General features: G+C 36.7%; 23 protein-coding genes. 16 read left to right on the forward strand and 7 right to left on the reverse strand.

Going from position 1 to position 21,512, the window contains the following annotated elements; all coding sequences use genetic code 11:
* Positions 1 to 177 precede the first annotated feature (177 nt).
* The gene (locus tag GMD78_RS18710) at positions 178 to 705 is read right to left on the reverse strand and encodes a hypothetical protein (protein WP_155671111.1); all 528 of its coding nucleotides are present in this window, start codon (positions 703 to 705) and stop codon (positions 178 to 180) included.
* A 135-nt stretch (positions 706 to 840) separates the two neighbouring features.
* On the opposite strand from GMD78_RS18710, the gene GMD78_RS18715 reads away from it, so the two are divergent.
* From GMD78_RS18715 to arsC, 6 genes are all read left to right on the forward strand, one after another.
* Positions 841 to 1,056, forward strand: coding sequence for a hypothetical protein (locus GMD78_RS18715; RefSeq protein ID WP_155671113.1), 216 nt, complete (start codon positions 841 to 843; stop codon positions 1,054 to 1,056).
* Between the two features lie 21 nt (positions 1,057 to 1,077).
* The gene (locus GMD78_RS18720) at positions 1,078 to 2,514 is read left to right on the forward strand and encodes a sodium:solute symporter family protein (protein WP_155671114.1); all 1,437 of its coding nucleotides are present in this window, start codon (positions 1,078 to 1,080) and stop codon (positions 2,512 to 2,514) included.
* A 12-nt stretch (positions 2,515 to 2,526) separates the two neighbouring features.
* Positions 2,527 to 3,102, forward strand: a complete 576-nt coding sequence (locus GMD78_RS18725; RefSeq protein ID WP_246187705.1) for a hypothetical protein — start codon at positions 2,527 to 2,529, stop codon at positions 3,100 to 3,102.
* Between the two features lie 149 nt (positions 3,103 to 3,251).
* On the forward strand, positions 3,252 to 3,596 hold the full coding sequence (locus GMD78_RS18730) for an ArsR/SmtB family transcription factor (protein ID WP_155671118.1): 345 nt from the start codon (positions 3,252 to 3,254) through the stop codon (positions 3,594 to 3,596).
* Positions 3,597 to 3,612: 16 nt separating this feature from the next.
* Positions 3,613 to 4,914, forward strand: coding sequence for an arsenic transporter (locus GMD78_RS18735; protein ID WP_425495065.1), 1,302 nt, complete (start codon positions 3,613 to 3,615; stop codon positions 4,912 to 4,914).
* Positions 4,915 to 4,931: 17 nt separating this feature from the next.
* A complete protein-coding gene (arsC, locus tag GMD78_RS18740) occupies positions 4,932 to 5,351 on the forward strand; it encodes an arsenate reductase (thioredoxin) (RefSeq protein WP_155671122.1) in 420 nt (139 codons plus the stop codon).
* Positions 5,352 to 5,461: 110 nt separating this feature from the next.
* Here arsC and GMD78_RS18745 read toward each other — a convergent pair whose 3' ends face one another.
* Positions 5,462 to 6,667, reverse strand: coding sequence for an Nramp family divalent metal transporter (locus tag GMD78_RS18745; RefSeq protein WP_155671124.1), 1,206 nt, complete (start codon positions 6,665 to 6,667; stop codon positions 5,462 to 5,464).
* 318 nt (positions 6,668 to 6,985) lie between these two features.
* On the opposite strand from GMD78_RS18745, the gene GMD78_RS18750 reads away from it, so the two are divergent.
* The 4 genes from GMD78_RS18750 to mgtE all read left to right on the forward strand — a co-directional run bounded on the left by GMD78_RS18750 (position 6,986) and on the right by mgtE (position 11,405).
* Positions 6,986 to 7,636 (forward strand): DUF1232 domain-containing protein, encoded by a 651-nt coding sequence (locus GMD78_RS18750; RefSeq protein WP_155671126.1) that lies wholly within the window; start codon positions 6,986 to 6,988, stop codon positions 7,634 to 7,636.
* 39 nt (positions 7,637 to 7,675) lie between these two features.
* Positions 7,676 to 8,830 carry a rod shape-determining protein RodA gene (gene rodA, locus GMD78_RS18755; protein WP_155671128.1) on the forward strand — a complete coding sequence of 385 codons (1,155 nt, stop codon included), beginning with the start codon at positions 7,676 to 7,678 and terminating at the stop codon, positions 8,828 to 8,830.
* A gap of 15 nt (positions 8,831 to 8,845) precedes the next feature.
* Positions 8,846 to 9,958, forward strand: a complete 1,113-nt coding sequence (gene ftsW / locus GMD78_RS18760; RefSeq protein ID WP_155671129.1) for a putative lipid II flippase FtsW — start codon at positions 8,846 to 8,848, stop codon at positions 9,956 to 9,958.
* Positions 9,959 to 10,043: 85 nt separating this feature from the next.
* On the forward strand, positions 10,044 to 11,405 hold the full coding sequence (gene mgtE, locus GMD78_RS18765; RefSeq protein WP_155671131.1) for a magnesium transporter: 1,362 nt from the start codon (positions 10,044 to 10,046) through the stop codon (positions 11,403 to 11,405).
* 50 nt (positions 11,406 to 11,455) lie between these two features.
* Here the strand turns inward: mgtE and GMD78_RS18770 are convergent, their stop codons facing one another.
* Positions 11,456 to 13,033 (reverse strand): peptide chain release factor 3, encoded by a 1,578-nt coding sequence (locus GMD78_RS18770; protein ID WP_155671133.1) that lies wholly within the window; start codon positions 13,031 to 13,033, stop codon positions 11,456 to 11,458.
* Between the two features lie 178 nt (positions 13,034 to 13,211).
* Between GMD78_RS18770 and GMD78_RS18775 the strand changes: the two genes are divergently transcribed.
* From GMD78_RS18775 to GMD78_RS18795, 5 genes are all read left to right on the forward strand, one after another.
* Positions 13,212 to 13,817, forward strand: a complete 606-nt coding sequence (locus GMD78_RS18775) for a helix-turn-helix domain-containing protein (RefSeq protein WP_246187706.1) — start codon at positions 13,212 to 13,214, stop codon at positions 13,815 to 13,817.
* A 320-nt stretch (positions 13,818 to 14,137) separates the two neighbouring features.
* Entirely contained in the window at positions 14,138 to 14,920 is a 783-nt protein-coding gene (locus GMD78_RS18780; protein WP_155671135.1) for a phosphotransferase family protein, read from the forward strand.
* A gap of 123 nt (positions 14,921 to 15,043) precedes the next feature.
* Positions 15,044 to 15,502, forward strand: coding sequence for an NUDIX hydrolase (locus GMD78_RS18785; RefSeq protein WP_155671137.1), 459 nt, complete (start codon positions 15,044 to 15,046; stop codon positions 15,500 to 15,502).
* A gap of 65 nt (positions 15,503 to 15,567) precedes the next feature.
* Positions 15,568 to 16,071, forward strand: a complete 504-nt coding sequence (locus GMD78_RS18790) for an NUDIX hydrolase (RefSeq protein ID WP_155671139.1) — start codon at positions 15,568 to 15,570, stop codon at positions 16,069 to 16,071.
* Between the two features lie 345 nt (positions 16,072 to 16,416).
* Entirely contained in the window at positions 16,417 to 17,421 is a 1,005-nt protein-coding gene (locus GMD78_RS18795) for a sodium-dependent bicarbonate transport family permease (protein ID WP_155671141.1), read from the forward strand.
* 58 nt (positions 17,422 to 17,479) lie between these two features.
* Here GMD78_RS18795 and GMD78_RS21445 read toward each other — a convergent pair whose 3' ends face one another.
* Positions 17,480 to 17,647, reverse strand: coding sequence for a hypothetical protein (locus tag GMD78_RS21445; RefSeq protein WP_196493870.1), 168 nt, complete (start codon positions 17,645 to 17,647; stop codon positions 17,480 to 17,482).
* 12 nt (positions 17,648 to 17,659) lie between these two features.
* Positions 17,660 to 19,132, reverse strand: a complete 1,473-nt coding sequence (locus GMD78_RS18800) for an aldehyde dehydrogenase family protein (protein WP_155671143.1) — start codon at positions 19,130 to 19,132, stop codon at positions 17,660 to 17,662.
* 333 nt (positions 19,133 to 19,465) lie between these two features.
* On the opposite strand from GMD78_RS18800, the gene GMD78_RS18805 reads away from it, so the two are divergent.
* A complete protein-coding gene (locus tag GMD78_RS18805; protein WP_155671145.1) occupies positions 19,466 to 19,705 on the forward strand; it encodes a hypothetical protein in 240 nt (79 codons plus the stop codon).
* A gap of 58 nt (positions 19,706 to 19,763) precedes the next feature.
* Here GMD78_RS18805 and cysC read toward each other — a convergent pair whose 3' ends face one another.
* Both cysC and sat read right to left on the reverse strand, forming a co-directional pair.
* Entirely contained in the window at positions 19,764 to 20,360 is a 597-nt protein-coding gene (gene cysC, locus GMD78_RS18810) for an adenylyl-sulfate kinase (protein ID WP_155671147.1), read from the reverse strand.
* Positions 20,360 to 21,511 (reverse strand): sulfate adenylyltransferase, encoded by a 1,152-nt coding sequence (gene sat / locus GMD78_RS18815; protein WP_155671149.1) that lies wholly within the window; start codon positions 21,509 to 21,511, stop codon positions 20,360 to 20,362. The genes cysC and sat overlap by 1 nt, the downstream gene beginning before the upstream one ends.
* Position 21,512: the final 1 nt, after the last annotated feature.

Here is a 21,512-nt window from a genome sequence, read left to right on the forward strand (position 1 = left end):
TTGCATTTTAAACTTCATATAAGAGTTCCTCCTTAAGATTTTGAGTTTTAGAGTGGTGTCTATACTCATATCTTACTGGGGAGCTCTCTTTTGATCAAAGTTGAAATTAACGCTCTACAGGAATGCTACGCATTCTACATCAATAACACTAAGATTCATTTCATGAAAGGAATCATTCTAATCCTCAATAAGTTGATTGGCAAAATTGATCATCTCTTCTTCTCCATAAGGATCTTCAAATTGTGTAAGATGATACAATCCATAAGTGAGTCCATCTTTTTCGAATTGGATTCTTTCTCCTAGGTCCTTTTCATAGTAGTAAGCAACAGTTCCATCATTTAATTCTACTTGTGCTTCTTGTTTCATATCTTCATTAGTTAATCCGCTTTGTAGATTACTGCTTTCTGGTGAAATGATTAAGTTAAAGCTTTTATCTTTATCATCATTCTTATTTACTATTACAACCTTTTGTAACGACTCCGATCCGTATCGATAATGGTATAGATTGACACTGGTATCTGACTCAAAAGGGATATCATTAATTTCTATCATCTCGATATCTGCTTGTTTCTGAGCTTCTTCTATAGTTAACTCCATTTGTTGATCTGTAAGAATTAAATCCTTCCCTGAACCATTAAAAGCAACATAACACGTTGTTCCTACTATTAAAGCCCATAGCACAAATGCAACCACATATTTCCTCATGTTAAAAAGCTCCTTTTCCAGTTACTTCCAGGTGCCTGTCACTTGTCGAACTTCGACAAGTGACAGGCACCTGCCTATATGTTCATACTATGGAGGTTTTGTGCATAGTGTGTTTAGTAATAAGGAGGTGAGGACATGCGAGGATGTTCGAAGCTTCGGGATCCTGGATTCTTTTTAACAGTTGTATTACTAATCTACGCAGGGTTCGTATTTATTTGGTGGCCAGCAGATGTATATGTTGCAGGTATATCTTTAGTAGGTTGGCTAATGTTTGTAGGTTTATTTTTCTGGTTTTTGCTAGCGATTGTCTATTGTTTATGGATTGAAAATCTAGAGAAGAAAGAGGAATAAGGAGAAAAGGAGGTTTGACGGATGAGAGTAACGGAAGCTAGTATTCTATTCATTTACTTAGTAATTATGACGGGTATTGGGATTTACTTTTATAAGCGGGCTCGTAAATCTGAAAGCGATTATTTTACCGCTGGACAAAGTATAAATACATTTGTTGGGGCATTTGCTATTTTTGCAGCAGTAGCAAGTTCTAGCTCTCTTATGGGGGCTGTTGGATCTGGGGTTGCTTTAGGTGTTCCATACTTTTTCACGTATGCGTTTGGGGTAATAGCAATTTTACCATTTGCAATGTTTTTAATTTCTGGTCAAATCAGACGTGCTGGAGTTAAAACCATGCCTGACTTTTTTAAACAGCGTTATGGGAATTCTGTACAAATAGTTTCAGCAGTCATTGTTGTAATAGGAATGACTTTTTATATGGTTCCACAGCTAACAGCATCTGGTTTGATTGGTTCCTATGTGCTTGGGATTGATTACAAAACGGCAGTAATTGTTCTTGGATTGGGATTTACCTTGTATGCTGCTTTAGGTGGTATGTGGGCAATTACTTATACCGACTTGATTCAAGGGGCGGTAATGCTAATAGGTATCGTCATATTAGCTGGATTTATTTTAATTGATCATAGTGGGGTTGGAAATTTAATAAATGACGCATTAGCAGTAGATCCGAATTTTGGATCAATTACACAGCCGTGGATGTCGTACTTTGGCTTATTTATAGCATTTCTATGGTTTGGAATTATATCACCCTCAGTGGTAATGCGTAATTTTGCCTCTCGTGATGCAAAAACTGCACGAAGATCTTCCATGTGGGCGTGTTTAATTTACTTAACTTTATTTATTTCTGGGTTTGCTGTAACAGCTGCAGGAGCAAGCTTAGGTATTGTTGAAACGTTAGTTAATAAAGATATGATCTTCGTTTCAGTTATCGAGCATTACTTACCTGCCATTTTAGGTGGTATTATGTTAGCGGGATTAATGGCTGCAATCATGTCTTCTGCTGATGCAATGCTTTTAGCAATATCAGCTGGGATTGCTCATGATATTTACAAAGGACATATAAATAAAAATGCTAGTGAGCGTTTTGTAACTGGACTTGGATTAGTGGTAATGGTTGTTGCAAGTATCATTGGGATAATTTTTGCAATTGATCCACCAGGTTTAATCGCGGTTATGGTTGGATGGGTTGGAGGCTTTTTGTTGTCTTCGTTTGGATTCCCAATTGTACTTGGTTTATGGTGGAAACGTGCCAATAAAACAGGAGCACTGGTTGGAATGCTAGGGGGAGCAATTACATTCTTAGTATTAATTATTTCACAGGTGCTCCCAACGAATGCGGAGCCAATTATTGCAGCACCAATTTCTTTGGTTCTGATGATAATTGTAAGCTTGATGACGAAACCACCATCTGCGGCCATTCAAGCTAGAGTTGATTTTTACCATTCTAACCAATCGTAAAGGATGAGAATTGTGGAGAACGTGGCAACGAAAAAAAAGACGATACTAAGAATAGGAAAACAATCCATCTCTGATCAGGAAATTTACAAGTATGTATACAAAGGCATGCCGTTTCAAGCAAAATTTAGTCGAAGGGTCGATGAAGCATTTTTACGTGAGCACACGTTGGATAAGAGATTAATATATCATCCGTTTTGGGTTGCTAAGGTACTAGTGATAGCGGAACGGCCACCGTTTCCACCACGTAAATTACCAAATGTCATTTTTGTAGATGGTGTGTCAGGATATCGAGGAGTATTTTCAAAAGTACCACCGATTCAAAAGGAAGAAGTCGATAGCGGTGAGATTGTGCCCTTAAAGATTGCTAGTCAGAATGAGGCGAAAAGGTTCGTAAAGGATGTACAAGAAAAACAAATTAACCGAAGCTATATCTTGAAAAAACCATTGCATGAATTGAAAAACTTACAATTAGTTTATTTGCCATTATGGAAAATAAACATTACGAGTGAACCGGTCACAGACACACTTTACATCAACGCCAACACCGGAGAAATAGAAAAACACCTCCAACAACAATGGAAAAATTAGACTGCCTTGCTTTTGTCGGTGCCTGTCACTTGTCGAAATTCGACAAGTGACAGGCACCGACATTTCATTTTTATTTGAGCTTTTATTTTGTATATATAAGCAAATCGTTATATACTAATATAGTGATATTTTTGGAAAGGGGTGAGTTTATGTTGAAAACCACAATTGATATGGATCGTGCAGCAGTAGTGTTGAAATTGTTAGGGGACCGGACTCGGTTAACTATGATGAAAATACTTGAAAACAATGATTGCTGTGTTTGCGAGTTCGTTGAAATTTTCGAAGCAAGTCAACCATCTATTAGTCAACATATACGCAAGTTAAGAGATATTGGCCTGGTGAAGGAAGAAAGAAGAGGGCAGTGGATATTTTATTCGATAAATACAGAAAATGAGTATTATCCATTTGTACAACACGTTCTAGCTCAACTCCCTAGCCAAGATCACAAATTAAAAGAGTTAGAAGAGAAAGGAACAAGAATTTCTTGTTGCTAAACAGGAGGGACAAATGTTGTCAACAACTCAGGTTGTACTAGCAATCATAATATTTCTTATTACACTAATCCTAGTTATATGGCAACCAAGAGGGTTATCGATTGGTTGGTCTGCAGTTGGTGGAGCCATAATTGCATTACTTGTTGGTGTTGTAGGATTTCAAGATGTTATAGAGGTTACAGGAATTGTTTGGAATGCAACATTGGCATTTGTAGCGATCATCCTCATCTCGTTAGTACTTGACGAAATTGGATTTTTCGAATGGGCATCGCTACATATGGCAAGAGCTGCAAAAGGAAATGGAATTAAGATGTTTGTGTATGTCAGTATATTAGGTGCTATCGTTGCTGCCTTTTTCGCAAATGATGGAGCTGCTTTAATTCTTACGCCGATTGTATTAGCAATGGTTAGAAACTTAAATTTTCAAGAAAAAATGGTGTTTCCGTTTATTATGGCCAGTGGATTTATCGCTGATACGACATCACTACCACTCGTCGTAAGTAACTTAGTGAACATCGTATCTGCTGATTTCTTTAATATTGGTTTTGTGGAATATGCAACGAGAATGATTATACCAAATCTTTTTTCACTTGTAGCAACAATAGGGGTATTACTATTTTACTTTAGAAAAAGTATTCCCAGAAATTATGATCTATCCCAATTAAAGCAACCACAGGAAGCAATTAAAGATCGTAAAATGTTTCATTTATCATGGTATGTTCTTGGTGTATTATTAGTTGGCTATTTTATTAGTGAATTTATTAACCTTCCAGTTTCCATTGTTGCTGGAATTATAGCGATATTCTTCTTATTAATGGCTAGAAATAGTGAGGTAGTAAATACAACAGCTGTTATAAAAGGTGCTCCATGGTCGATAGTGTTCTTTTCCATTGGAATGTATGTTGTTGTATTTGGCTTACGAAATGCAGGCTTAACCGATTTATTAGCTCATGTGATTCAATTAGCAGCGAATGAAGGGTTATTTATTGCAACGATTTCCATGGGATTCATTGCAGCGATTTTATCATCAATTATGAATAACATGCCAACCGTTATGATTGATGCAATTGCAATTGCAGAAACTGATACAACTGGAGTAATTAGAGAAGCATTGATCTATGCAAATGTGATTGGATCAGATTTAGGTCCGAAAATAACACCAATTGGTTCCTTAGCGACATTGTTGTGGCTTCATGTGTTGGCACAAAAAGGAGTCAAGATATCTTGGGGAACGTATTTTAAAACGGGGATTGTGCTAACCTTACCAATCTTATTTATTACATTGTTAGGACTGTATTTGACACTTACCATACTTTAAAAAAAAGGAGAATTATCATGGCTAAAAAGACGATTTATTTCTTATGTACTGGAAACTCATGCAGAAGCCAAATGGCAGAAGGATGGGCGAAAAAACATCTGGGAGATGACTGGGAAGTTAAAAGTGCTGGAATTGAAGCACATGGATTAAATCCAAATGCGGTTAAAGCGATGAATGAAGTTGGTATCAATATTTCAGAGCAAACCTCTGACATTATCGATCTAGATATTTTAAATAATGCAGAATTAGCGGTAACCCTTTGTGGAGACGCAAAAGATAAATGCCCGGTTACACCTCCACATGTTAAGCGTGAGCATTGGGGCTTCGATGATCCAGCGAAAGCGGAAGGCACTGAAGAGGAGAAATGGAAAGTGTTCCAACGCGTTCGTGATGAAATTGGTGAACGAATCAAACGATTTGCAGAAACAGGAAAATAGTAGAAAAGCCATGTGTCGCTAAGACACATGGCTTTTTACGGTGCCTGTCACTTGTCGAATTTCGACAAGTGACAGGCACCGACACTGACATCGCTACACTCGAACCGAGCCTATAGGATGCCGAAGGAGTTAAGGGATAGTAGTAAAGTGATTGCGAATATGGTCCATCCGACGATGTTAATGACTAATGGATTGGTGTTTTCCCCTAGTAATCGTTTGTTGTTCATGACGATCATGAGTAGTAGAACGATAACGGGTAAAATTAATCCATTTGCATATTGTGAAAAGACAATAAGTTCGATTGGACTATATCCAATTGCTGAGAAGAAAATTCCGATTGCTAAAATAGTAACCCAAATGATACGAAATCTAGTTGATTTTAAATCGCGTTTCCAACCTAATACACCTGTGGTTGCATAGGCAGCGGCCAATGGGGCAGTCATTGCAGAAGTTATCCCAGCAGCAAAAATACCAATAGAAAAGATATATTTTGCCCAAGAACCTAATAATGGTTCAAGTTGAACAGCCATTTCGGTTGGATCACTAATCCCGGTACCGAGTGGAAATGCTACTGCAGCCGAAACAATAACAGAGATCGATATGACCATCACAATTATTAAGGAAAAGATAATATCAAAACGACTCTCCTGTAAGCCAGATTTGTCCTTCCAGCGCTCCTGAACCGTGGACGATTGTAAAAATAGAGTATAAGGAACAATCGTTGTCCCGATGAGAGATACTACTAATAGTGCAGTTCCGTCTGGAATCGTTGGAACAAATCCAGAAAGTATATCGCTAATATTTGGTCTAATAACTAAAGCAGTAAGGAAAAAGCTCAAGCTCATCATCAAGATTAATACAACAAATGCTTTTTCAATTGTTTTATAGTTCCCAAACCAAAGAAACAATCCAGCGATTCCCCCAACTAGAATCCCCCAGATGTTTACAGGGATATCCGTAATAGTTGCTAAACCAATAGCTCCTCCAGTAATATTTCCTGCTTCATATGCCGCATTCCCGATTGCTATAGCTGAAATTACTAACACAATTGTTATGGTTCGTAACATGGGATTATCGAACTGTCTCCGAAATGCAGTACCTAAGTCCATTCGGGAGACAACACCTAATCTTGTAGACATTTCCTGCAAAAACATTGTTGCTACAAGTGAAAATACAAGTGCCCATATTAATGTAAACCCAAATTCTGCACCTGTTTGTGATGCTGTTGTAATCGTGCCTGGCCCGACTATTGCTGCTGCTACGATCGTTCCAGGGCCAATATTCTTTATTTTATTTAGAAATCCTTTTTGACGCATTTTTTCCTCCTTTAATTTTTCTATATTTAGTATTCCTTTTCTGTCAGTGTTTAACCAAATCTTGATCACTAGGCTCTTGAATATTCTTTAAAATCTAGCACATCATTACAAGGAATAGGTAGATTAGAAAATATATCCATTACTACCTGCCAAAAAAGACACAATCTGTATACTACCATCGAAATATGATGTTTGTCACGTTATAACTATGAGTCGCAATATGTTGACGAATACTCAAAAATCGTTGACATAATGTCAATGATTTTGTATAGTACAACTAACTAATATAGTAGTTGAAGAGCGTGGGATGGTGAAAGAATGTTAGAGGAACATCATGAAAATAGAGTAGGAGAATATCTACTTGAGTTAATACAATCAAAATCTTTATCGATGAGAAAATTAAGTAAAGCTACCGGTATTGATACGGCAATAATTTCAAAAATAGTAAATGGAAAACGTAAGGCGAACCTGCAGCATCTACAAAAATTTTCGGAAGGTCTAGACGTTCCGTTATACCAATTTTTAAAAGTTGCAGGTTATGTGAGTGAAGATAATAATTTTGATAAAACAAAATCCGATCTACAGGAATCTGCTGACCATATTCAGTCACTTCTAAAGGCAGCAGATGCTAAAGATATTGAGTTTTCGTTAGAACGAATGGAACATTTACTATCAAATTATCAAGATTATAGTAAAACAGATGAAGGTAAACTGACGATATTAAATGGCTTTAAGGAAAAACTCACAAAAATAGGTAGTACGGGGCCGTACATCCAAAAATTAGAGAAAATGTATGAGGCATTTCGTTTACAAAAGGGGACGACTCAACATTTACTGCTAATGGGTAGTGCTTTGCTTTACTTTATTTTTACGATCGATATTGTACCGGATTATTTTTTTCCAGTCGGCTATTTAGATGATGCATTAGTTGTCCAATACATTACTAGTGTAATTTCTATGAAAGAATAAATACCCTTTTTTGAAATACAGGATAATGAGGTTAAGGATATGCAGCATAGAGAACAGCAAATCGATTATATTTTATTAACAATACTAGGATGTTTATTTATTTTTAGTTTAATAGCTGTATATAGTGGTTCTGGGCAATATACACTTGATGATTCGTTCTTTTTTGTTAAAAGACAAGTCATTTGGTATATTATTGGAATTATTATTATGTTTGGTATTGCTTATTTTGATTTTGAACTCCTCGACCGAGTAGCCATTTATCTATACACAGTTGGAGTTGGATTATTGCTTGTCGTACACTTTTTTGGTACAACGAAAAACGGCTCTCAACGTTGGATAGACCTCGGTATATTTGATCTACAACCATCCGAATTTATAAAGATATTTCTCATTCTCCAGTTAGGAGTTTTGTTAAGTAAAATTGGAGAAAACCGAATTGCCTTTCTAGCTAGTATTCCTGTTACGTTAAAGATTGCTCTCTATTCAACAATTCCTTTCTTATTGATACTCATTCAACCCGATCTCGGATCAGCGCTGATGATTGCTGCAATCGCTGCATCTATGATTTTGGTTTCTAGTATTTCCTTTAAAATGATCGGCCTATTATTGGCTAGTGGAGTTGGAATGATTTTATCTTTAATCCTATTATTTCAATATAATTTTGAATTATTTTCAAAAATATTTAAGCCGCATCAAATGGGAAGAATCTATGGATGGCTTAGTCCAAACGAGTATGCATCCGATTATGGTTATCAATTAAAACAAGCAATTACAGGGATTGGAGCAGGGCAACTAACAGGTGCGGGCTTTAACCAAGGGGTGCAAGTCCAATCTGGAAAAGTCCCTGAAGCACACACTGATTTTATATTTGCAGTAATTGGCGAGGACTTTGGATTCATTGGAGCTAGTATATTAATAACACTATATTTCATATTAATCTATCGAATTATTGCTATTGCGCTTCGTTCAAATAGTTTATTTGGTGTGTATATTTGCATTGGTGCGGTTGGATTATTTGGATTCCAGGTGTTCCAAAATATTGCAATGACAGTTGGTCTCATGCCGATCACTGGACTTCCTTTACCGCTGATTAGCTATGGAGGGAGTGCGTTATTAACTAATTTTATAGCGCTCGGTCTCGTTTTAAGTGTGCAAATTAGGTCTAGAGATTACATGTTTAGTGATAATAATTAGCCTAGGAGAACATCTATGATTGTAAAAAAACTTAAACATATTGATTATCCATTTACTATATTTATATTATTATTTGCCCTTTTTGGTTTAGTCATGATCTATAGTGCAAGCTTTCCAATGAGTTCGCTTTTTTATGGAGATGCTACTTATTTTTTTATGAAACAAGTACAATGGTTTGTTATTGGTTTCATTTTCTTGGTCATCACTGCTATAGTACCGTATGAAGTGATTGGAAAATTAAGTGCATTACTTGTAATAGCTTCAGTTGTGTTACTCATTCTTGTATTGGTGCCAGGGGTAGGTGTAGAACGGAATAATTCGCAAAGATGGATTCAACTAAGTACTTTTGTATTTCAACCAACAGAAGCGGTAAAGTTATTTATGATTATTTACTTTGCTTATATATATGCTAAGAAACAGTCCTATATAGATCAGTTTAAAAAAGGAGTGTTACCTCCTTTAATTGTGTTAGCAATTGTATTTCTCTTAGTCTTGCAGCAACCCGATTTAGGTACTGCTACCATGATCTTATTATCATGCGGTATCATTGTTGCTTGTTCTGGGGTAAGGTTTCGCCATTTAATCTTACTTGCAAGTATAGCAGTTGCTGGATTTAGTTACTTTGCTTACTCATCTCCATATCGGTTGGAACGACTAACATCTTTTAGGCAAGCATTTAATGATCCTTTAGGTGATGGGTATCAATTAGTTAACTCATATATCGCCATCGGTTCTGGGGGAATATGGGGAAATGGGTTAGGAAATAGTGTGCAAAAACTAGGATATCTCCCTGAAGCGCACACCGATTTTATTATGGCGGTTATCTTAGAAGAGATTGGTGTCGTTGGTCTAGCAATTATCATGTTTAGCTATTTGTACATTATGTTTCGAGGCGTGCGAATAGCCAAACAAGCGCCTACTATGTTTGCAAAGCTACTTGCGGTGGGTTTAACATTTCAGTTAATCATTCAAGCTGTAATTAATTTAGGTGCTGTATCAGGTTTATTGCCAATTACGGGAATTACGCTTCCGTTTATTAGTTACGGAGGATCTTCATTAGTATTTACCATGATTACCGCAGGCTTACTAATTAACATATCTGCAACAAACCATCATAAAGTTAACTAGACTCGACATACTATGAATAGGTGCCTGTCACTTGTCGAAATTCGACAAGTGACAGGCACCTCCCGAACAGAAGGGGGCAATTTGTATGGCTTTATCGATGAATGAAAATGAGGTTATGGTGGCTTTGATTCAGTCGTTGAAGGAGGGGAAGAAATCTTCTTTCCAAACGATTGTAGATGAGCTGCAGCCTTACGATATAGCACAACAGTATGTTCAATTACCTAGAAAACATAAAAATAAATTCATCCTTTATCTATCGATTGAACAATTATCAGAGCTGATTCAAGAGCTAGAAGAAAAAGAAGATCAATTAGATGTCATACATAAACTAGGAATTGAAAAATCATCCAAAGTGCTTGATTTAATGGAAAATGATGATTTAGCAACCTTGCTTTCCGATTTAGAACCGGAAAAAATTGAAGAACTACTCTCCGAGATGAAGCAAGAGGAAATAGATGTTGTTCAAAACCTCATGAATTATCCTCCAGAAACTGCTGGTCGAATTATGACCAATCGTTACGTATGGATACCGAAAACGTATACGGTGAGAGAAGCTGTTGATAAGATAAAGCATTTTGCAGAACTAGCAGAGTATTTGAATTACCTTTATGTTATCGACGAAGAGAAGAAGCTAGTTGGTGTTGTATCCTACAAGGACCTATTGCTAGCCGATTTACAAGATAAAGTAGAAGACATTATGTTTACCAGGTTAGTAATGGTTAATGCACAAATAGATCAAGAAGAAGTTGCAAAATTAATTAGTCGTTATGATTTTGTTTCGATTCCGGTTGTGGAAGAGGATCAAAGATTGGTTGGTGTTGTAACTGTTGATGATATGATGGATGTCGTGATCCGTGAAGCTAATGAGGATATTGAGAAGCTATCAGCAACAGGTAAAGCAATTGATTTTAATACCAAGCCATTGGTGGCAGCTTATCGGAGATTACCTTGGTTGATTTTATTACTATTAATTGGTCTTGTATCTGGAAGTATCATTAGTGGATTTGAGGAAACCTTAGATCAAGTGGTAGCCCTAGCATTTTTTATGCCAATGATTGCAGGGATGACGGGCAATACCGGGACACAGTCCTTAGCTGTAGTCGTCCGTGGATTAATCACAAATGATTTAAATTTCAAGCAGGTCATTCGACTTGTTCTACGTGAATTATGGGTAGGTATTATCATTGGAATTGTGTGTGCGATCTTAATAGCGGTTATTGCTTACTTTTGGCAAGGGGATATGACCTTAGGATTTGTTGTAGGGACATCCTTATTGTTAACGCTAATCATTGGTACGTTAGCTGGAACGATTATTCCACTTATATTATATAAATTTAATGTAGACCCCGCCGTAGCATCAGGTCCACTAATAACAACCATCAATGATATTATATCGCTATTTATATATTTTGGACTTGCAACCATATTCCTTACACAACTAACATGAATAAGGTGCCTGTCACTTGTCGAATTCCGACAAGTGACAGGCACCGACATTTAGACACCATATTGGTTCACTTCAAATAAGTCAATTAGCTCTACGTCTGGGTTTTTGTCTTTAAACCAGTTTAGGGAGAATTCGTTTTTGAATAGGACGAGGAAGTTTCCTTCTCGATCACGTACGAGCATATTTCGCTCATCATATAATGTTTCATCCACTTTTTGGTCTGGTTTTAACCAGCGAGGAATCCGATCTCCAATTGTTTCAAATACAACCTCGACATTATATTCATTTTTCATCCGATATTGGAATACTTCATATTGTAATTCACCTACAGCTCCTAAGATATAGGATTCCGTACGTTTGTCTCGGAACAATTGAATCGCACCCTCTTGAACGAGCTGCTCAATTCCTTTTTTGAATTGCTTCGCCTTCATAACGTTTTTAGCAGCTACCTTTTTGAAAACCTCTGGTGGGAACTGAGGAAGTTCATCATATTCATATGTTGATTTTCCTTCCATTAAAGTATCCCCAATCTGATAAGCGTTTGGATCATAGATTCCAATAATGTCCCCGGCATAGGCTTCATCAACCGTATCACGAGCTGAGGCAACGATTTGTTGGGACTGGGAAAGCTTAATAACTTTATCGGTTCGTGCTAATTTCACACTCATACCACGCTCGAATTTTCCAGAGCACACCCTTAAGAAGGCTACACGATCACGATGTGCTGGGTTCATATTCGCTTGGATTTTAAATACGAATCCAGAAAAATCAGGGTTATCAGGCTGTACGACACCTTCTGTAGTTTTTCTAGGAGTTGGTGCCGGAGCCATGGAAATAAACGTATCGAAAAAGGTTTGTACCCCAAATGGAGCGAGTGCACTACCAAAAAACACGGGGGTTTGTTTCCCATCCAAAACAGCATCTAATGAAAATTCATTACCTGCTTCATCAAGTAAAGCCAGCTCTTCTTTTGTTGCCTCATAAGTTGCTTGATCTACTAGTTCTTCCTGTTGATCCAATTCCTTGTATGGGATATAGGTTTCTTCTTCATTTCCGTTGAACTTTACAAATTGCTTGCCATGTCGGTCGAAAATACCAAGGAATCGTTTACCCATGCCTACTGGCCAATTCATCGGATAGGTTTCGATATCTAATACTTCCTCAATCTCTTCCATTAACTCAAGCGGTTCTTTTCCTTCACGGTCTAATTTATTAATAAACGTAAAAATTGGAATTCCGCGCATCCGACAGACTTTAAAAAGTTTTAAGGTTTGAGCCTCAATCCCTTTTGTTGCATCAATAATCATGACAACACTATCAACCGCTGTTAATGTTCGATAGGTATCTTCACTAAAATCTTCGTGCCCAGGTGTATCCAATATATTGACCTGATATCCGTTATACGGAAAATTCATCACACTGGAAGTTACTGAAATTCCCCGTTGTTTTTCAATTTCCATCCAGTCAGAGGTAGCAAACTTACCAGATTTTTTACCTTTTACAGTTCCAGCAGAACGAATTAAGTTTCCGTATAGTAATAATTTTTCCGTTAACGTTGTTTTCCCCGCATCTGGGTGGGAAATGATAGCAAATGTTTTTCGTTTTTGTACTTCTTCTTGTAGACTCATATACAAATCCCTTCTTATTTTCATTCTTATTTCTATTATATTAGTATTGGGATTTACGCTTTACATCGGACTAATGCTCCTTTAATAAAATGAATAACAAATACCATCAAAAGATAGCATTAGATTCGGTCTAAGTCAATGTCTTCATCTTGACGATTGTGATGCAGCTGTTCTATGATTGAATAACAAATATAGACGTAACAGAGGGGAGAGGGCAACCATAAATCTTGATCATATTGGAAAAAAAATAAAAGAAATGCGATTACGTAAGAAATTAACACAACAACAGGTAGCAGATGAATGTGGTATTTCCAAAAGCCTTTTATCTAAAATTGAAAATGGACAAACTGCCTCTGCGATTGCTACATTATCCAAAATTAGTGATGTTCTAGAAGTTCCTCTCTCTTGGGTGTTAGAGGAAAAACCCGAGCAGGATCTGGTTTTATTACCAAAGGCAAAACGGCCATCAAAAATTGGCGATGAAAATATGGGTTATTCCTATGAATTACTAGCAAACCGATCTCAATATACGGGGATAGAACCCACCATTATCCATGTTACACCGAAGGATATGAACCTACGGGAAGATACATATACTCACTCTCAGGATGAATTTATTTACATATTAGAAGGTGCGATTTATTTGTTATATAATGGAGAAAAGCATTACATGGAAAAAGGAGATAGTGCTTATTTCCAGGGCTCCAAGCCGCATTTATTTGTTCCCGTGAATAATGATGGTGCAGAAGTACTTACATTTTTTATTACAAACCCCATGGATTAAACCTGCGTTCTTTATGGATGCAGGTTTTACTTTTTTTAGGGCTCATATAACATAACATAATGCTATAACAAAGAATGTGTAGTAAATTGTGCCATGAAAACGTTGCCTTCTTCAGAGTGTTTTTTGGAGATAGATTACTACACATGTTTTCATCAAATACTTATCGAACCTCAATTCTTGAATAAATCAACAATCTTTCAAAAAACGGCCATTAATAATATATAAGAAGCAATAATAGTCGAAATATTTTAATTATCAGTGGCATCATTATGGAAATCTATGAGATAATTTTTATATAAATTAATGGGAGGAACGAAAACATGAAGCCTATTGAATTATTTGAGATCCCAAAAGAAATTATGAAAAATACTAAAGCCATTACATTTCCAAAACAAGGATGTACCTCTGATGTAGGGATTATTGAAACAAGTGAAGGTAAGTTTGTTGTTAAGCGTTCCAAAAATCAACTATATCGTCAGTGGCTTGCCGATGAAGCAAACATACTTAAGCAATTGGAAGCCACTCAATTAGCCATTCCAAAATCACATCGTTTTTTCGAAGATAGGGAGCAAGGTCAAAGCTGGATATTGATGGATTATATTGAAGGAAAGCCTCTAGGCGAAGTACTTCATGAAAGTCACAATGAGGAAGAACGATTGCACTTAATCTATCAATTTGGAAATAAATTAAAAACGTTACATGAAACTCCTTGTCCTAAAGCATTAATTACAGACAAGCCTTGGCTTGAGGATATGCTAGAACAGTCTCAATATAATTTTGACCATTATGAAGTAGACGGTTCACAGCAATTACTTGATCAACTGAAAAAGACCAGACCTAAACCATTTAAACAAACATTAATACACGGTGATTTTACCATTGATAATGTATTGGTAAATGACGGAAAAATCGTCGCAATTATTGATTGGAGTGGGGGAGCTTACGGTGATCCGAGATATGATGCTGCTCTTGCAATCCGTCCAAAGCCGAATGCCTTTGAAAAAGAAGTCGACAAAGAAGTGTTTTTCGAAGGGTATGGTGAGAAGATTATTGATGAAAAAGAATATTGGTACTTCGAACAGGGATTGTATGAGTTTTTTTAAGCAGATAGTAAGATTTAAACTTTACTATCCTACATAAGTGCAGTTAAGGTATTCACCATAGAGGCTTGGCGAATGCAAAGTTTGCAAATCTGGTAGACCAATATCTTAGAGGAGAATTAGTGCATGGGGTATATAGAAGAACTTAGAAAAATAGTAGGTCATCGACCATTAATATTCGTAGGAGCAGTTACAATCATTGTAGATGATCTAGGAAGACTATTATTGCAGCAAAGAAAGTTTCCAAATGGAATGTGGGGCATCACTGGTGGTCTTATGGAATTAGGAGAATCTACAGAAGAAGTTGCCAAGCGTGAGGTACTTGAAGAAACTGGATTAATCGTTGATGATCTTCAGTTAATCAACGTATATTCTGGTCCTGATCAATACATAAAAGCTGAAAATGGTGATGAATTCTATGTCGTTACAATTGCATATTATACGAAAGGCTACAAAGGCAGTTTAGATGTGGATAAATCGGAATCTATTAAGTTTGAATTCTTTTATCCGAATGAGTTACCTAAAAATATAGTGAGTAGTCATCGAGCTATATTGAATGAATTTTTAACAAAGGAAGGGTATTAATTGTTTTTATCTACCTGCTTTAAATGTAAGGAAATCTGCTGAAAAAAGAAAAGAGGGACTAATCATTGACTACTACCTATGTGAATTGGGGAGAATCGAAGGTTAAATTAACATGGCATGCCAATCAAACATTACCTTCTCGTAACTTAATTACTAGTGTTCACGGCTATTGCTTTCACGAGGAAAAATTAATGCTGGTAAACTTAAATCAAAGAGGCTGGGATATTCCAGGGGGACATATTGAACAAGACGAAACACCGGAAGAATGCTTTAAACGTGAAGCGATGGAGGAAGGTTATATTGAAGGAAGGTGTTACCCGTTAGGATATATAATTGTAGATCACAGTGAAAATACAAAATGGGATGAATCAAGTCCATATCCTGAAATTGGGTACCAAGTATTTTATCGGATGGATATCGAACAGTTACATCCTTTTGAAGCGAAATTTGAATCCTTCCAACGGGTGTTCATCAAAACAGACGAAATAACTAATTATTATCAAGGTTGGCATGAGTTTCATCAAGAGATATTAAATTGTGCATTAACTAATAAAAAAAGAATGGTATAGTCTGATTCTCACAAGTTGACAGGATCTCAAAATCAAGATATTATATATTTTACATTCATAAACGAACCGAGTGATGTTTAATTTTAATTCGACTTATACTAGGTACTTTAGCAAATCGTTAATGACATATATTGACTATTTGAAAAAGAATCTAGTAATCATTCGTTTTAAAAATTAAAAATAAATCGGCATACTTCCTAACGATTTAGGAAATATGTCGATTTTTTCATGAAAAAAGTCAAAAGGTTTTGTTTATTACAAGTATAGGAAGAGCTTTAAACAACATTAAGTTTAGTTAAAGGTAATCCTACTTATTAATCATGATTGTAATAGGAGGAAACTTATATGACTGATATAATAATGGAAAATTTATTATCTCCAGTTGTGTTATTTTTTGTACTAGGAATCGTAGCCGCTTTGTTTAAATCTGATTTAAAAATTCCTCATGGTTTAAGTGAAGGATTAAGTATATATTTATTAATTGCAATCGGCTTAAAGGGAGGCATTGAGCTCTCGCATTATTCTTTGGAATCGGTAATTGGTCCAATATTAGGAGCGATATTTTTAGGAATCATTATTCCGATTATTACCTTGTTTATATTGAAGTTTATCAATATGGACCTAAAAAATTCCATTGGACTAGCAGCAACTTATGGTTCCATTAGCATTGTAACTTATGGTGCTGCAGTATCATTCCTTGAGAGTAACAGCATAAGCTATGAAGGGTTTATGAACGCCTTGGTGGCTCTGATGGAAAGTCCAGCAATTCTTGTTTCGCTTCTAATGTTAAAAGTTGTGGAAAATAAGGATAATATTTCTGGAAATTCCACACAACGTGTAGGGTTCATTTCACAGCCTCTACAATTAATAGATAAAAGGGTTGTAAAAGAGAGTATCTTTGGAAAAAGCATTTTGCTTCTAATGGGAAGCTTACTGATCGGTATTATTCTGGGGGAAAGCGCCGTTCCAATGGTTAAGCCATTATTTATTGATTTATATAATAGTGTATTAATATTATTTTTACTAAATATGGGAATAATCACTGGACAACGGTTACCTGAGGTGAAAAAACACGGTGTGAAGCTACTCCTATTTGGATTAACCACTCCATTATTATTTGGTACTTTAGGTGTATTAGTAGGTAACTTGGTTGGTTTATCATTAGGTGGGGCTACATTAATGGGAGTTTTAGCTGGAAGTGCTTCCTATATAGCAGCACCGGCAGCTTTAAAAACATCCGTACCTGAAGCAAACCCATCCATTTATTTAGGATTAGCATTAGGCGTAACGTTTCCATTTAATCTGATTATTGGAATACCAATGTATTATGAAATAGCCAAATGGTTTTAGGTTGGTGAGATTGTAACGCAGAAACGAGCTTGAAAGTTTTCTTTCAAGCTCGTTTATATTATTTTTCACTAGGATCATATTCATCATTAATTAGTCTAATTACCTTAGTTGATTCACCTTGTTCAATTTCTGAATTCGTTGCATCCTCACCGTAGGAATCTTCAGGATCGATTCCAGGTGCTACACCACGAACATTCTTCAAATTTGTTTTTCTTTTCTTATCCATTTATAAGCCTCCTTATTCTAAGTAATTAGTATGATATGGGCTTTCTCTTTCTTCAGATTGTACAGAAATCCACTGTAATGTTGTAAATTCTTCTAAGGATCTTTCTCCACCAAAACGACCTAATCCAGAATCTTTTTCCCCACCAAAGGCTATCAATGGTTCATCATTGACACTCTGGTCATTCACATGGACCATACCCGTTACAATTTGTTTGGCAACTTCCACACCATGTTCTGGTGAGCCGGCGTGTACTGCACCGCTTAATCCGTATTCAGTATCGTTTGCAATTTTAATTGCTTCATCGTCATCTTTAGCTGAAATAATCGTAGCTACCGGACCAAACATTTCATTCTTTGCCGTAGCAACTTCATTTGTACCGGTTAGAATATATGGGTACATAACATTTCCCTCCGCTTTACCTTCTAGTACAACCTTTGCACCTTGCTCTTTCGCTTGGTCAATAAATTCTAGGATTCCATCAACAGCTTTACGGTTGATAAGTGGTCCAATGAGCGTATCTTTATCACGAGGATCTCCAACTTTTATTTTTTTCGCTTTTTGGACGAACAAGTCGACAAATTCATCATATTTGCTTTGGTGAACAATAATTCGATTAATGGCCATGCAAATTTGGCCATTATGCATGAATTTCCCAAACAATGCAGAATTAACAGCTCGTTCAACATTAGCATATTCCAGCACAATTAGTGCATTATTTCCACCTAATTCAAGAATTGATTTTTTGATATGTTTTCCACATAGCTCACCAATGTGACGGCCAACTGCGGTTGAACCTGTAAAGGAGATTAGCCTTGGTATAGGGTGTTCTGTAACCGCATCCCCAACCTCTTTGATGGTTGGCATGATCACATTGATTAATCCTTTAGGAGCTCCTGCTTCTTCAAAAATTTTTCCTAATAATACCCCACCTGTTATTGGGGTCTGGCTATCTGGTTTTACAACAACTCCGTTACCAGTGGCAATGGCTGGTGCAACCGAACGCATGGATAAATACATAGGGAAATTGAATGGTCCAATAACACCAACGACTCCTAATGGTTTACGGTAGATTCTATTTTCTTTACCGGCTATAAGAGAGGGAACGATGTGACCTTCCATTCTTAACGGAAAAGAAGCGGCTTCACGTGTTATAGCTGTGACAAAGTCCATTTCCACATTTGCTTTAATAAAAGAAGAACCACTTTCCTCAATTAAATGCTCTATGAACTCTTCCCTTCTTTCTTCTAATAGTTGAACTGCTTTTTCCATAATGGAAGACTTTTCAAACGCATTTACTTTTTCCCATTCCTGTTGAACTTGTTTTGCTGATTGGTACGCTTCGTCTATATCTTCTACACTTGCACTTTGAATTGTCTCCATTTTTTCATTGGTATAAGGGTTAGTAACTTCAATGGTCGATTGTCCTCGTCCATCTCTCCATTCACCAGAAATATAGTTTTTATTTAGCGATTCATAAGGTTTCATCATTAGCACTCCTCATTACGGTTAGGCTTTTTACTTCGCTTATGTTTCCCATATATTGCAAATATAATCGGTGAGGAAAGTTAATTTCCATCATCATTTTAGCCATGAAGAACTTCTTCTTCTAAAATTCAGGTAGGGAGGTGAATTGTTGATGGGATTGGGAGGGTTTGTACACCGATGAGTTAACCCCACTGATGGTTTAACGTCATTTTTAAAGTTGATACCTCAGAACACACCACTTCGAAAAAAAATTAAGTGATGGAAGTATTCATCGTATGAAATTGTAAATAAAAGAGACAATACAATGGAGTCCAATATAAAAGAGGTGATAATATGACACATCAAGTTCAACAAACCCTTCAACAGATTGCACAGCTTGCTCAACAGTTAGAACAAACGGAGCAACAAAATGCACAACAATTACAGAGTGCACAGCAACAGGGTGGGGCAAACATGAATGCAGGTGCTCAGCAACAGCAATTAGCACAACGTGAACAAAACGCTGCTCAACAGTTGCAACAAATTCAGCAACTTGTTACACAATGCCAAACCCAATTAAACCAACAGCAATAAGAAAAGAAATGAAAAGGTGCCTGTCACTTGTCGAATTTAGACAAGTGACAGGCACTTGTTAAATTATTCCATTTATTTTGAGGTGGGTGATGATAAGTTGGGCTGCTTCGTGGACGGTATGTTTTGCGGTGTTAATGGTTAATTCTGGATTAATTGGAGCTTCGTACGGTGAGTCGATTCCAGTAAAGTCACGAATTTCACCTTTCCTAGCCTTTTGATAAAGCCCTTTTGGATCTCGCTGCTCACATATTTCAAATGGACAATCTACAAATACCTCGATAAATTCGTTACCCGCAAATAGCTGTCTAACTTGATCACGATCCTTTTGGAATGGGGAGATGAAGGCAGTTGTTACAATTTGCCCACTATCCACAAATAGCTTTGCAACTTCACCAACGCGGCGGATATTTTCTACACGATCTTCTGGTGAAAATCCTAGTTCCTTATTCAATCCGTGTCTAATATTATCACCGTCTAATACATAGCTTTGAATTCCTAATTCATATAACTGACAATCTAATTCATTGGCTATTGTTGATTTTCCTGATCCAGAATATCCGGTAAACCAAAGGACACAGCTTTTATGATTATTTAGTTTATGACGATCTTTTTTTGTTATTGCAGTTGGATGCCAAACAATATGTTGATGAACCATTAGAATTCCCCCGTCTCTACTAAGGGTTTTGTCATACCTTCGATTAATTTTACTGCAACTTCGGGACGACTAAATTCTTTTGGTGGTAAGACTCCTTCTCGTAGCATTGCTCTTACTTTGGTACCAGATAAGGAAATATGGTGCGATTCATCATGTGGGCATGTTTTTGACGTTCCCATACTTTCACATTTCCTACAATAGAAGCTATTTTCAAAACAAAGAATTTGAATACCGATTTCCTCTTCTGTAAAATGGTCAAAGATTATCTGAGCATCATACGTACCATAATAGTCGCCAACACCAGCATGATCCCGACCAACGATAAAATGTGTACAACCATAATTTTTTCTAACAATGGCGTGAAAAATAGCTTCTCTAGGGCCAGCATATCTCATTGCTGCTGGAAAGACAGATAGAAATACACGATTAGTTGGATAATAGTTTTCTAACAATATTTGATAGCATTCCATTCGTAAATCACTTGGTATATCACCAGCTTTTGTTTCACCAACTAGTGGATGCAATAGCAATCCATCAACTGTTTCTAAAGCAGTTTTTTGAATATATTCATGTGCTCGGTGAACTGGATTTCGGGTTTGAAATCCAACAATTGTCTGCCATCCCAGTCTCTGAAATACTTCTCTTGTTTGGCTTGGAGTTAAATGAAACGTATGGAATTGTTCTTTTTTAGGGTATTGGATTAATGTAATCGGCCCACCAAGATAGCTGGTTGGACGTTCCATTAATTTCTTAACACCAGGGTGCTTCAAATCTGTAGTTTGATAGATATGTTTCGCTTCTTCTTCTTTATTTGGAGTATAGATATCCCTGACTTCCATAACTCCATAAACGATGTCCTCATAGACCAAATTGACAGTATCCCCGATATTTATTTGTTGAATTTCTTCATCTTTGACCGGAAGCGTAATTGGAATACTCCAAGGTAGCCCTGAAGAAAGTCGCATATGGTGAACGACAGACTGATAATCCTCACTAACCATAAAGCCAGTAAGTGGACTAAAGGCACCAGTTGCTACTAACTCAAGGTCGCTTAAAGCAATAGCATCTAGTTGAATTTGTTCCTTTGTAGGGTCATGGTCGAGTTCTGTATTTACTCGGTTGATGAGTGAACCACCATGGGGTTTGATCATG

The organism is Ornithinibacillus caprae (assembly GCF_009728145.1).
GTDB lineage: Bacteria > Bacillota > Bacilli > Bacillales > Amphibacillaceae > Ornithinibacillus > Ornithinibacillus caprae.